Source organism: Vreelandella sp. GE22, from assembly GCF_968212445.1.
In genome coordinates this window covers 1075592-1087270 of record NZ_OZ309110.1, presented here as the reverse complement: position 1 = coordinate 1087270, position 11679 = coordinate 1075592, and the positions used below count along the sequence as shown (strand labels likewise).

The 11679-nt window shown below is 58.2% G+C and carries 10 protein-coding genes and 7 tRNA genes; 5 read left to right on the top strand and 12 right to left on the bottom strand.

Annotated features, from left to right (window positions below; genetic code table 11):
- Window positions 1-3: 3 nt before the first annotated feature.
- Window positions 4-2208 (top strand): UvrD-helicase domain-containing protein, encoded by a 2205-nt coding sequence (locus tag ACWHRL_RS05185; RefSeq protein WP_447895511.1) that lies wholly within the window; start codon window positions 4-6, stop codon window positions 2206-2208.
- 242 nt (window positions 2209-2450) lie between these two features.
- Here ACWHRL_RS05185 and ACWHRL_RS05180 read toward each other — a convergent pair.
- The 6 genes from ACWHRL_RS05180 to ACWHRL_RS05155 all read right to left on the bottom strand — a co-directional run bounded on the left by ACWHRL_RS05180 (window position 2451) and on the right by ACWHRL_RS05155 (window position 6349).
- A tRNA-Ser gene (locus ACWHRL_RS05180) sits at window positions 2451-2538 on the bottom strand.
- A gap of 93 nt (window positions 2539-2631) precedes the next feature.
- A complete protein-coding gene (locus tag ACWHRL_RS05175; protein ID WP_447895510.1) occupies window positions 2632-3135 on the bottom strand; it encodes a YiiD C-terminal domain-containing protein in 504 nt (167 codons plus the stop codon).
- Window positions 3136-3147: 12 nt separating this feature from the next.
- Complete coding sequence (locus ACWHRL_RS05170) at window positions 3148-3708, bottom strand: nitroreductase family protein (protein WP_447528194.1); 561 nt, start codon at window positions 3706-3708, stop codon at window positions 3148-3150.
- Window positions 3709-3767: 59 nt separating this feature from the next.
- Window positions 3768-4601, bottom strand: a complete 834-nt coding sequence (gene queF, locus ACWHRL_RS05165) for an NADPH-dependent 7-cyano-7-deazaguanine reductase QueF (RefSeq protein WP_447895509.1) — start codon at window positions 4599-4601, stop codon at window positions 3768-3770.
- Between the two features lie 15 nt (window positions 4602-4616).
- On the bottom strand, window positions 4617-5390 hold the full coding sequence (locus ACWHRL_RS05160) for an ABC transporter permease (RefSeq protein WP_447528192.1): 774 nt from the start codon (window positions 5388-5390) through the stop codon (window positions 4617-4619).
- On the bottom strand, window positions 5387-6349 hold the full coding sequence (locus ACWHRL_RS05155) for an ABC transporter ATP-binding protein (protein ID WP_447895508.1): 963 nt from the start codon (window positions 6347-6349) through the stop codon (window positions 5387-5389). The genes ACWHRL_RS05160 and ACWHRL_RS05155 overlap by 4 nt, the downstream gene beginning before the upstream one ends.
- A gap of 266 nt (window positions 6350-6615) precedes the next feature.
- Between ACWHRL_RS05155 and ACWHRL_RS05150 the strand changes: the two genes are divergently transcribed.
- Window positions 6616-7230, top strand: a complete 615-nt coding sequence (locus tag ACWHRL_RS05150; protein ID WP_447895507.1) for a cache domain-containing protein — start codon at window positions 6616-6618, stop codon at window positions 7228-7230.
- The gene (locus ACWHRL_RS05145) at window positions 7223-8266 is read left to right on the top strand and encodes a methyl-accepting chemotaxis protein (protein ID WP_447895506.1); all 1044 of its coding nucleotides are present in this window, start codon (window positions 7223-7225) and stop codon (window positions 8264-8266) included. Before ACWHRL_RS05150 ends, ACWHRL_RS05145 begins: the two co-directional genes overlap by 8 nt.
- Before the next feature lie 166 nt (window positions 8267-8432).
- Here ACWHRL_RS05145 and ACWHRL_RS05140 read toward each other — a convergent pair.
- The 6 genes from ACWHRL_RS05140 to ACWHRL_RS05115 form a co-directional block, all read right to left on the bottom strand.
- Window positions 8433-8507 (bottom strand) — tRNA-Gly (locus tag ACWHRL_RS05140).
- 25 nt (window positions 8508-8532) lie between these two features.
- Window positions 8533-8608, bottom strand: a tRNA-Glu gene (locus ACWHRL_RS05135).
- Between the two features lie 96 nt (window positions 8609-8704).
- Window positions 8705-8779 (bottom strand) — tRNA-Gly (locus tag ACWHRL_RS05130).
- Window positions 8780-8802: 23 nt separating this feature from the next.
- Window positions 8803-8878 (bottom strand) — tRNA-Glu (locus ACWHRL_RS05125).
- A 6-nt stretch (window positions 8879-8884) separates the two neighbouring features.
- Window positions 8885-8959 (bottom strand) — tRNA-Gly (locus tag ACWHRL_RS05120).
- 22 nt (window positions 8960-8981) lie between these two features.
- Window positions 8982-9057: transfer RNA gene (locus ACWHRL_RS05115), tRNA-Glu, on the bottom strand.
- Between the two features lie 274 nt (window positions 9058-9331).
- Between ACWHRL_RS05115 and ACWHRL_RS05110 the strand changes: the two genes are divergently transcribed.
- Window positions 9332-11074 (top strand): gamma-glutamyltransferase family protein, encoded by a 1743-nt coding sequence (locus ACWHRL_RS05110; RefSeq protein WP_447895505.1) that lies wholly within the window; start codon window positions 9332-9334, stop codon window positions 11072-11074.
- Window positions 11075-11221: 147 nt separating this feature from the next.
- A complete protein-coding gene (gene msrB / locus ACWHRL_RS05105) occupies window positions 11222-11620 on the top strand; it encodes a peptide-methionine (R)-S-oxide reductase MsrB (RefSeq protein WP_447528190.1) in 399 nt (132 codons plus the stop codon).
- The last annotated feature ends 59 nt before the right edge of the window (window positions 11621-11679 follow it).

The following is an 11679-nucleotide window of genomic DNA, read 5'->3' as shown; positions in this document are numbered from 1 at the left end:
AACATGACAGCAACACCCGAGACGCTTCATCAGCCAACCATTGCGCTGGCACAGGAGTTTTTGGGCGCGATGAGCAATATTCCGCGCGCCAAGCAGAATAAGGTGCAGGAGCTAATTGCCAAGTTCCGTAGCAATCCGCGCTCTACCGGCATCAACTACGAAGTGATTCGTGATGCCCGTGACAAGAACATGCGCTCGGTACGCGTTGATCAAGAATACCGCGCTATCGTGCTCAAGCCCGAGAAGGGTAATGTTTACGTGTTCATGTGGGTCGACAAACACGATGATGCCTACGACTGGGCTCGCCGCCACGAGGCTAGCATAAACCCGCAAACCGGCAGCTTACAGGTACTCGCCACCGTTACACGCGAAGTGGTCGAAAACGCGTCCACCCCAGTCAGTCAGCCCCCATCAGAAGCCCCTGATCGCGCGGTTTCTCTTTTTGAAAACATGCGCGATCGTGAACTACTGCGTCTCGGTGTACCCGAAGTGCTGTTGGCTCGTGTGAAAGGCGTGAATAACCCGGCGGCGCTCGACGCCATGGGGCTTGAGCTTCCGGATGAGTCATACGAGGCGCTACTTTTCCTTGCGCAGGGCGAGGACAAACAGGAAGTACTTGAGCTTTATGGCGCGCCAGATGAGTCACCAGAGGTCGATACCGAAGACTTCGTCCAGGCCCTACAGCAACCGGACAGCCAGCGGCGCTTCCATGTCGTAGAAGACGATGATGAGCTGACCCGCATGCTCAATGCCCCACTCGAGCACTGGCGTGTCTTTCTGCACCCCTCCCAGCGCGAGCTGGTCGAGCGTGACTGGAATGGGGCCGTCCGTGTGCTCGGGGGAGCCGGTACCGGCAAAACGGTAGTGGCTATGCATCGTGCACGCTATTTGGCTCGTCATGCCGTAAAGCGTGGTGAAGCAGATGAGCGCAGTATTCTCTTCACCACTTTCACGCGTAACCTGGCGAAAGATATCGAGTACCAACTCTTCGAGCTGTGTACTCGCGAGGAAATGGCCTGCATTGAGGTCATCAATATTGATCGCTTAATTCACCGGCTAACCGGCGGCCACGGCAAGGCGCGGCTGGCATATTCCAGCCAACCAGGCTATCGCAAGGCTTGGCGAGTCGCCCTACAGCTGATGCCGGATGAGCTGAACCTGCCAGAAAGCTTTTATGATGAAGAATGGCAGCAAGTCGTGCTACCGCAACACGTCCGCACGAAGCAGGAATACTTTCGCGCTCGGCGCGTGGGACGTGGCAAGGCGCTCAACCGTGGTCAACGAGCAGCGATTTGGCCGGTATTCGAGGAGATGCGTAACCAGCTAACCCTTGCCGGACTACGCACCATTGAAGACTGCACCTTCGAAGCGGTGCATCTGGCCGAACAGGGTCAATTGGCCCGCCAGTATCAGCATATTATCGCTGACGAGATTCAGGATTTCGGTGCCGAATCGCTCAAGCTGCTGCGTGCATTGGTCGCAGAGGATACAAACGATCTGTTTCTAGTCGGGGACGGACATCAGCGCATCTATGGACGACGTGCGACGCTTTCCAGCTGCGGCATCAATGTGCGTGGCCGTCGCGGCCGTAAATTGCGCATCAACTATCGTACCACCGAGCAAACGCGACGTTTCGCCGTAGCGCTTCTTGAGGGTGTCGAAGTCGATGACTTGGATGATGGCAAGGACTCCAGCAGCGACTATCGCTCTTTGCTGCAGGGACAAGCTCCGTCGATCTCGAACTTTGATAGTTTCGAGGATGAAGTAGACGCCCTTGCCAAACTGATCAGTGAATTGCCCGAAAATGCTAATGCCAATGATGGTGATGGCCAGCGCCCTACCCTACGCCGTGATTGTTGCATTGTCGTTCGTACTCAACGCCTGCGTGATCAATACGCTCAGGCGCTGGAAGCACGAGGCCTGCCCGTAATGTTGATGGAAAAGGACACCGGTGACGAAGCCAAGCACTTGGGCGTGCGCCTTGCCACTATGCATCGCGTTAAGGGACTGGAGTTTCGCAAGGTGTGCTTGGCTGGCATCAACGCAGGCATCGTTCCCGCGCCACGTTCTATGGAAAGTGAAGACCCGGTCGAGAAACGCTACCGCGAATTCAACGAACGTGCCTTAATTCACGTAGCAGCTACTCGCGCTATAGAAAGTCTACATATTTCAAGTTACGGTGCACCCAGTGCTTATCTTAAAAACTAGACACTACATCGAGCTACAACTTTAGTAACAAATCATCCCCAGCCTACTAACTTTCCAATACAAACTGTGCTCTGTCAGTGCGCAGCCTCAAGGCAAGCCAACCCCTTTCAAGAAGAGGTTGGCATCCAAAACAGTTCAATTTTGATTAATGAAAGCCAAGCACAAGGTGTGGGTCAAAGCGTGGGTCAAGATAATTTAGGTAACAAAAAAGCCGCTGAAATCAGCGGCTTAATCTATATTCTTGGCGGAGGGGGAGGGATTCGAACCCTCGAAGCCTTGCGGCTTACACACTTTCCAGGCGTGCTCCTTCGACCACTCGGACACCCCTCCGCATTTTTCGCTCTTGGGTAAGGCGTTGCCTTTCCCTATAGAACGGCGCGTATTTTATGTTGTAAGACGTTAAATGGCAAGTCTTTTCCGCAATCAAGCCAGAACTGCGTAGGTGCCGGTGGCTTGAAAGCAGAGTACGTCGTGGCAATAAAGCTCTTGTGCCAGCGCGATACGGCCCTTGCCGCGGGCTCCAAGGCGCTCGGCAAGCTCCTCTGCCCCTTCCGGTTTGGCGGGTTTGCAAATGAGGCGGTAGTCGTCGGTCACCGGGGCTAAAAACTTCTGGCTGGCGTCGGCCACCACGACGTCGCGGGATAGGCCCTGCTGGCGAAGCCAGAGTGTGACCCAGCACCACCCCTGCAGAGTGGCCTGCGCGGTCAATGCCCCGCCAAAGCCGGTGCCCTTGTCGTTGAGCGAAGGCGTTAGCGCAAGCTCCCAAAGCAGATGGCCATTGCTTTGGCTCATCTGCTTGAGGCCGAAGGATTCGACCATGGGAATCGCCTCGGTCAGCCACTGCTGAAAGGCGCCAAGGTCTTCCCTGCCCTGCTCGGGAAGCGCTAACCGAGGGTAAGGTAGCCCGGGCTTACGTGATTTGCTCATGCGCCCGGCTCCCTAGCTCCAGCGCTCGACAAAATTAGCGGTGTCGTGCTGCGCCAGCGGCTTGTGACGGCCACCGAGGGTGCCCAGGTAGATAAATGCCACGACCTCGTCGTCTTCCGCCAGGCTCAACCCTTTACGCACGACCGGATCAAACGCGTACTTACCGCTACGCCACATCGCCCCCAACCCCAGGGCATGAGCGGCCAGCAAGATGCCGTGGGCGGCGCAGCCCGCGGAAATCACCTGCTCCATTTTGGGCACTTTGGGAATATCCGGCGTGACGCTTGCGATGACCGCGATGATCATCGGCGCGCGCAGCGGCTTTTGGCGGGCGGCGCTCAGGGTGTCGTCCGTAGCGCTGGGGTCTTCCTGGAACTCCGCCTCGGCAAATAGCTCGCCCAAACGCTCGCGCCCTTCTCCACTGAACTCGATGAATCGCCAGGGGCGAAGCTCCTGATGGTCCGGTGCGCGCAGCGCCGCCTGATAAAGTGCCTCGAGCTGCTCAAAGCTTGGCGCGGGCTCGGTGAGCTTACCCATAGAGCTTCGCTCGTGAAGAAGCGTCAATGCATCCATACTACGGTCCTTGGGTTGGGCCTTGAGGGGGCGTTAGCGCTCTACTCTAGCGCAATGCCTTACTGCCTTGCCAGACGCAGCGACCCGGGCGGCGCCATTCCCGGCGTTGCCCGCCAGGGGCTGATATCCAGCCCGCCGCGGCGTACGTAGCGTGCCAGCACCAAAAGCTCGGAAGGCCCTGTACGCTGCTTAAGGTCGGTGAAGATGTGCTCTACGCAGTGCTCGTGGAAATCCTGATGCTGACGAAAGCCGATCAAGTAGCGTAAAAGCCCTTCGCGATCGATTTTGGGGCCCTTGTAGCGAATCATGACGCTACCCCAGTCCGGCTGGCCGGTAACCGGGCAGTTGGATTTTAGAAGATGCGAGTAAAGCGTTTCTTCGACCACCTCGGTGCCCGCGCTTAAATGCTCGGCGCTCGGCGTGTAATCATCGACGGCGATATCCAGATCGTCGAGGCACTCGCCGGGCAAGCGTGAAGGCGTGAGAGCCTGATCATCTACCTCGAAAAGCTCAACGCCAACGGCTGCCCCGGCCACGCGGGAAAGATCGCTGGTCAGCACCTCGATGACCGCCTCGCGGCTCTCGAAACGGGTCTGGTTGAAGCTATTGAGGTAAAGCTTCCAGGACTTGGATTCGATCAGGTTGGGCGAGCTTGCGGGCAGCGTAAATCTGGCCACGGCGACCACGGGCTTGCCCCGCGCATTGAGCCAGGAGACCTCGAAGGCGTACCACTCGTCTGCCCCCGTGAAAGGCAGCGCGGCGTCATCGATGCCTAGCGGCGCGCGATTGGCGGCGCGGGCAATGGCAAAGAGCAGACCCGCATCGTACTGCTGCGGGTAGGCAGAATCGCGCCCCAGGGGCGCGTGTTCCAACGTATCCGGGCGATGTGCCATGAAAGACTCCTTCGATTAGCTGCGAATACCATGACCGCGCTCGAGCATGGTCAGCGCAACGCCAAACAGCACGACGATGAACGCAAAAATAGCCGCCAGCGCCCAAACGACCGGGATATCCGACACGCCCAGAAAGCCATAGCGGAAGACGTTCACCATGTAGAGAATCGGATTCAGCATGGAGATACTTTGCCAGATATCCGGCAGCATCGAGATGGAGTAGAACACCCCGCCAAGATAGGTCAGCGGCGTGAGAATGAAGGTCGGCACGATCGAGATATCATCGAACTTGTTGGCAAGTAGCGCGTTGATGAACCCGCCAATGGAAAATAGCGCCGAGGTCAGCACGACGACCAGCACGGTCAAAAGTGGATGCTCGACGCTCAGCCGGGTAAAGAACAGCGAGACCACGGTGACGATCAGCCCCACGCCCAGGCCCCGGGCCATACCGCCTAAAATGAAGCCGGAGAGGATCACCCAATTGGGCATCGGTGAGACCATCATCTCCTCGATCGAGCGCTGAAACTTGTTGGAGAAGAAGCTCGAGGCAACGTTGGAGTAGCTGTTGGTGATCACCGACATCATGATCAGCCCAGGGACGATGAAGTCCATGTAGCTAAAGCCGTCCATCGCGCCGATGCGCGAGCCGATCAGGTTACCGAAGATGATGAAGTACATCGCCATGGTAATGGACGGCGGCAAGAGCGTTTGCGGCCAGATGCGCGTAAAGCGCTTGATCTCCTTGACCACCAGCGTCCAAAGCGCGATCAGGGTTTGGGTCGCATTCATGATGTCGCCTCCGGGCTGCGCTTTTCATCGATCGGGTTTTGGCTGCCTTCCACCATCGACACGAACATCTCCTCCAGGCGGTTGGCGCGGTTACGCATCGAAATCACGCTGATGCCCTGGGCGCTTAGCGCATCGAATACCGTATTGAGCGACTGGCCGCGCTGAATGGCCAACGAAAGCTGAGAAGGCTCTACTTGCTGGATCTCGAAGCCGTCTATTTCGGGTATGTGCTCGATGGGCGCGGCCAAATCGAGCAGGAAGGTTTCGGTATCGAGCTCGCCCAGCAGCTCACGGACGCTGGTGTCGCGCACTATTGCACCGTCATTGATGATGGCGATGTTACGACAAAGGCTCTCCGCCTCTTCCAGGTAGTGCGTGGTGAGAATGATCGTGGTGCCCTCGTCGCGATTGAGACGACGCATGTATTCCCACATGCTGCGGCGAAGCTCGATATCCACGCCGGCGGTCGGCTCATCGAGAATCAATAGTTTGGGCCGGTGCATCAAGGCGCGGGCGATCATCAGGCGCCGCTTCATGCCGCCGGAGAGCATCCGCGCGCTGCCGTTGCGCTTGTCCCAAAGCCCCAGGTCGGTCAGAAGCTGCTCGGCGCGGGGCAGCGCTTCGCTGCGCTTCATGCCGTAGTAGCCCGCCTGGGCCATCACGATATCCAGCACCTTCTCGAACTGGCTGAAGTTGAACTCCTGGGGCACGACGCCAAGCTGATATTTCGCCTTGGCAAAGTCGCGGTCGATGTCGATACCAAAAATGGACACCTTGCCTTCGGACTTTTGCACCAGCGAGCAAACCACGCCGAGCGTGGTCGACTTGCCGGCGCCGTTCGGCCCCAGAAGCGCAAAAAAATCGCCCTGTTGGACGTCAAGATCAATGCCTTTGAGGGCGTGGAAGCCGTTGCCATACACCTTGGTAAGGCCACGGATCGACAATGCCGGTTCGGCCATGGAATGTCCTGTCAGCAAAAGAGGGGGCACAAAAAACGCTAGAGGCAACCATATCGGGGCACGAGGCGCTTTTTTCAAGCCACTGTTTCAACCACTGTGCTCTGCGCGGCGCTATTAAGCTGCAGGCGGGCAGAAACGTAATTTTTTGTGATAACCCACAAACTTATAAGCAAGTCGATCTAATACTTTAGTATTATGCGTATACCCATGCGTTATAACGCTTAGCGCGCAAGGGAATAAGCAACCATAAACGAGAAAGCCACATAATGAGCACCATGACTGCCCAGCCTCCTGTCACTACCCAAAACTCAACGATCCACCGGAGCCCTCACGATACTCAACGCGGCCTGGCCGCCATTTCGCTGCGTCGGCAGCGGTTGATCGGTATAGGCGTACTATGGCTGATACTCGCCATCATGATTACGGTCAACGCCTTACAAAGCCGAGCGCTGCTTTATCACGAGCGTGAAGAGCGCATGGTCACGGCGGTGGATATCGCCATGTCGACCCTGGAACACTTCGACGAAATGGCCCAGCAGGGAATGATGACCCAAGAGGAGGCCAAAACCCTGGCCTTTGAAAACATCCGCGATGTGCGCTTTGGTGATGATGACAACTACCTGTTCGTGCTGTCCGGGGATTTGCACATGATGGCACACCCCAAGCGCCCAAGAGGCCAGGACCTGTCTCAGGTCACCGATGCGCAAGGCACGCTGCTTTTTCAAGCGATTCTGGACAATACCCGCGGCACCGGCAGCGGCTTCACCGACTACTACTCCAACTTCGCCCGCGGCAGTGATACCACGCCCCTGGTGCACACCTACGCCGAAGCCTACCCCCCCCTGGGACGTTTACGTAGCCAGCGGCGTTTTCATGGGTGACATTAGCCAGACCATCATGGCGCAATTGCTCAAGACCATTCTGGTCGGTCTGGTGGCCGGCGCGCTGGTCACGATTGCTTTCTGGGCCATGATCTCACTGATTCTACGCCGCCTGGGCGGCGAGCCGGACTACGCGGCCAACGTGGTCTCGCGTATCGCCCAGGGCGATTTGACCGCCCGGGTCGAGCTGAACGCCAATGACACCAGCAGCCTGCTGCACGATATTCAGCAAATGCGCGACAAGCTTCACACCACCATGCAAGAAATCCATGCCACCAGCGCCGCGGTGGATAGCAATTCCGGTAATATCGCGGACAGCAATCAGGAACTCTCCTCGCGCACCGACCAGCAGGCCGCGGCCATTCAGCAAACCTCCGCCAGCATGGAAGAAGTCACTGCCACCGTGCGTTTGAATGCCGATAACGTAGAGCAGGCAAAAGAGCTGGTACGAAGCGCTGGCGAAACCTCCCAGGCCGGACAAGAAGCCGTGGGTGACGCCGAGACCTCCATGCAGGCCATCATTAGCGAGGCGGCCAAAATTTCTGATATCGTCACGCTGATCGATAGCATCGCGTTCCAGACCAACATTTTGGCGCTTAACGCCTCGGTAGAAGCAGCGCGGGCCGGCGAGCATGGCCGCGGTTTTGCGGTCGTCGCCAGCGAAGTACGCCAGCTAGCCAACCGCTCAGCCGATGCAGCCAGCGAGATCAAGACATTGATCACTACGTCCAACGCTCAGGTCGACCACGGCGCCTCGAAAGTGACGACCGCCCGGGAGCGCATGGAGCATATCGACCAGCAGATTCAGCGGATCAATGACCTGTTTGCAGATATTACCGCGGCCACCCACGAACAAACCCAAGGCATCGAGCAGATCAACGTGGCCATCGCCCAGCTTGACCAATCCACCCAGGACAATGCCTACATGGTTCAGCAAACGGCAACCTCCGCACAGGATCTGAAACAGCGTTCCCAGTCGCTCACGGCGTCGTCAACTTCTTCCATCTGGGCTAGTTCAGCCCCCGCCAAGCGTTAGCGAAGCTACCCGCGTCCGGGCCGGTCAACGGCCCGGACGCGGCGCACAGGGTAAAGAGGAAGCCAGGTACGATTGTATAAACCGCGCGCACAGCAAAACGCCGCCGATGGGCGGTAGATAAAATCTTTGGATTAAAACGACGTAGAAGGGATCGAAGGATCTAAATTGGAGCGGGAAAAGAGATTCGAACTCTCGACCCTCGCCTTGGCAAGGCGATGCTCTACCACTGAGCTATTCCCGCTTAATACTGGCAAGTTGCAGCGAAATGGCGTCCCATAGGGGGTTCGAACCCCTGTTACCGCCGTGAAAGGGCGGTGTCCTGGACCACTAGACGAATGGGACACATCAACGTCGTGAGACGTTTGGAGCGGGAAAAGAGATTCGACCGAGCTGGCGTTCCAGCTCTCGACCGGCACTTGCTTTACCACACTACCAAGTTGGAGCGGGAAAAGAGATTCGAACTCTCGACCCTCGCCTTGGCAAGGCGATGCTCTACCACTGAGCTATTCCCGCTTCACATATTTTCGCAATCGAAGTGGCGTCCCATAGGGGGTTCGAACCCCTGTTACCGCCGTGAAAGGGCGGTGTCCTGGACCACTAGACGAATGGGACACGTCTTGGAGCGGGAAAAGAGATTCGAACTCTCGACCCTCGCCTTGGCAAGGCGATGCTCTACCACTGAGCTATTCCCGCACTCCGATACCTGACGATGAAGTGGCGTCCCATAGGGGGTTCGAACCCCTGTTACCGCCGTGAAAGGGCGGTGTCCTGGACCACTAGACGAATGGGACGTTTCATTGCCTCGTCGAGGTGGCGCGTATATTACTCAGAGGAGGTTTTTATGTCAAGCCACTCGCTTTCAATTTCTCTTTTCCTTTTTACACAGCGCCTTAAACTACCCTCGCACCCAAACAGAGCAGCGCGCGAAAAGGCGCTTCATTCAAGTGCAGCGCAGCGTCCCCCGCCGTGAACGTCAGTACCCGCCAGCATGTAGGGCGCGACTGACTCGCGTTCTGGCATGGTCCTTGCTCCATGTCAGACTCGATCAGTCAAAGAGATAACGCCATGACATTTTCACGCCGCTCGTTTTTGACGACCGCTGCCTCTTCTGCGGCGGGTTTGACACTGGGCATGCCAGCCATTGCCAGCGCTGAGCAGAACGCGACACCGATAGATCAAAACGTATCCTCTGCGTCTCGCTCCTTTAGTCCGGGAGACGCCTTCAATACGCAGCGAAGCTATGGCGGCGGAAGCTGCGTGGCCCCCCATCACCTGGCGGCCAGCGCCGGGCGCGACATTCTCAAGCAAGGTGGCAACGCGGTGGAAGCGATGGTGGCAGCCGCGGCCGCCATTGCCGTGGCCTATCCGCACATGAACGCCCTCGGTGGGGACGGCTTTTGGTTGATTCAGGAGCCCGGAAAGCCTCCGGTCGCCATCGACGCCTGTGGGCCCGCCGCGCGCAGGGCGACCCCGGCTTTCTATGAGGGGCAAACACAGATTCCCGAACGCGGCCCTACCGCCGCCCTGACGATGGCAGGCACCATAGGCGGCTGGCAGGAAGCACTCGACGTCGCCAGCCACTGGGGCACACCGCTCCCTCTGGCCACCCTTTTGAATGATGCCATTCGCTACGGCGAGCAAGGCATTGCCGTCTCTCGTAGCCAGGAAGCCCTGACGCGCCAACACCTGGAACGTCTATCGCAAAGCCCGGGCTTTAACGAGGCGTTTTTGCACAATGGCGAGGTACCGCGGGAAGGCGCACGTCTACAGCAGCCTCGGCTCGCCGCTACGCTACGCCGCCTGGCCGAAGCGGGGCTCGACGACTTTTACCGTGGAGAGCTCGCCCGCAGCATGGCGCAGGACTTGAGCAAGCTGGGAAGCCCGCTTCGTCTGGAGGATTTCAACGCCTACCGCGCCCAACGGGTCACGCCGCTGGAAGTCGCGCTACAAGACGCCACACTTTACAACCTGCCCGCCCCCACCCAGGGCATGTCGTCACTGATGATTCTGGCGCTTTATGAGCGCTTGGGCATCCGTGAAGGAGAAGGATTCGAACATCTGCACGGGCTGGTCGAAGCCACCAAGCGCGCCTTCATATTACGCGATCAGTACATCACCGACCCTGCCCGCATGGAGATCGAGCTGCAAACGCTTTTAAGCGCGGAAAACCTCGACCGTGAAGCGGCGCGTATCGACCCAAGCCAGGCCCTGACCTGGCCGCATACCCAAGAGCCAGGCGATACGATCTGGATGGGTACGGTGGACAGCGAAGGCCGCTCGGTCAGCTTCATCCAAAGCATTTACTGGGAGTTCGGCAGCGGCGTCGTGCTGCCGGAAAGCGGGGTCTTGTGGCAAAACCGAGGCGTTAGTTTCTCATTGGACGAAAACAGCCTGCGCGGCCTGGGCCCGGGGCGTAAGCCGTTTCACACCTTGAACCCGGCCCTCGCTCGTTTTAACGATGGCCGCACCATGGTGTACGGCACCATGGGAGGCGAAGGCCAGCCGCAAACCCAGGCTGCTATTTTTTCACGCTACGCTTTTCACAACATGCCGCTTCAAGAGGCCATCGCCGCGCCGCGCTGGCTTTTGGGGCGCACCTGGGGCGAGGACAGCACCAACCTCAAACTCGAGTCGCGTATCGACGCCGATATCGCAAGCCAGCTGCGCGCGGCAGGCCATGAAGTAGAAGTGCTCGAAAGTACCTACAGCGATACCATGGGCCACGCGGGCGCCATCGTGCACCACTCCAACGGCCTGATCGAAAGCGCTCACGACCCGCGCAGCGACGGTGGCGCAGCCAGTGTTTAACGCTACTATTTGGGCCCTGGACGCTTATAGCCTAAACTGAACCTCATACCGCCGTTGGTGGTCTGATATAAGCCGTCGATCCATTAGCCGTTGATCGATGGGCAAGAATTTTTCACAGCTGTACGTCATACATAAAGGGAGGCGCCCATGGCCAAAATCGATAAATCGCCGGAGCAGTGGCGCAGCGAGCTAAGCGCCGAGCAGTACCGGGTGGCGCGGGAGAAAGGCACAGAGCGCCCGTTCACCGGTGATTACCAAGTTAGCGACGAGCAAGGTATCTATCACTGCACCTGCTGCCACGCGCCGCTTTTCGAAAACGAGCACAAGTTCGATGCGGGTTGCGGTTGGCCAAGCTTCGACCGCCCGCTGGGTAGCCGCAGCGTAGAAGAGCACAGCGACACGAGCCACGGCATGACGCGCACCGAGGTCGTCTGCTCCCATTGTGACGCCCACTTGGGCCACGTCTTTCCGGATGGCCCGCCGGAGTCCACGGGGCTTCGTTACTGCATCAACTCGGTATCGCTTGAGTTTCATCCCAACGAGTAAGCGCGCCTGAGCTTCCCGGCACGCCCCGACGGGCTGGCATTCTGATAGAATGGCAGCCC

Bases quoted from the DNA above. Each gene is read 5' to 3' on its own strand.
- ACWHRL_RS05175 (WP_447895510.1), bottom strand. From the start codon at position 3,135: ATGAGCAAATCACGTAAGCCCGGGCTACCTTACCCTCGGTTAGCGCTT.
- ACWHRL_RS05160 (WP_447528192.1), bottom strand. From the start codon at position 5,390: ATGAATGCGACCCAAACCCTGATCGCGCTTTGGACGCTGGTGGTCAAG.
- ACWHRL_RS05185 (WP_447895511.1), top strand. From the start codon at position 4: ATGACAGCAACACCCGAGACGCTTCATCAGCCAACCATTGCGCTGGCA.
- ACWHRL_RS05110 (WP_447895505.1), top strand. From the start codon at position 9,332: ATGACATTTTCACGCCGCTCGTTTTTGACGACCGCTGCCTCTTCTGCG.
- ACWHRL_RS05155 (WP_447895508.1), bottom strand. From the start codon at position 6,349: ATGGCCGAACCGGCATTGTCGATCCGTGGCCTTACCAAGGTGTATGGC.
- ACWHRL_RS05145 (WP_447895506.1), top strand. From the start codon at position 7,223: ATGGGTGACATTAGCCAGACCATCATGGCGCAATTGCTCAAGACCATT.
- queF (WP_447895509.1), bottom strand. From the start codon at position 4,601: ATGGCACATCGCCCGGATACGTTGGAACACGCGCCCCTGGGGCGCGAT.
- msrB (WP_447528190.1), top strand. From the start codon at position 11,222: ATGGCCAAAATCGATAAATCGCCGGAGCAGTGGCGCAGCGAGCTAAGC.
- ACWHRL_RS05170 (WP_447528194.1), bottom strand. From the start codon at position 3,708: ATGGATGCATTGACGCTTCTTCACGAGCGAAGCTCTATGGGTAAGCTC.
- ACWHRL_RS05150 (WP_447895507.1), top strand. From the start codon at position 6,616: ATGAGCACCATGACTGCCCAGCCTCCTGTCACTACCCAAAACTCAACG.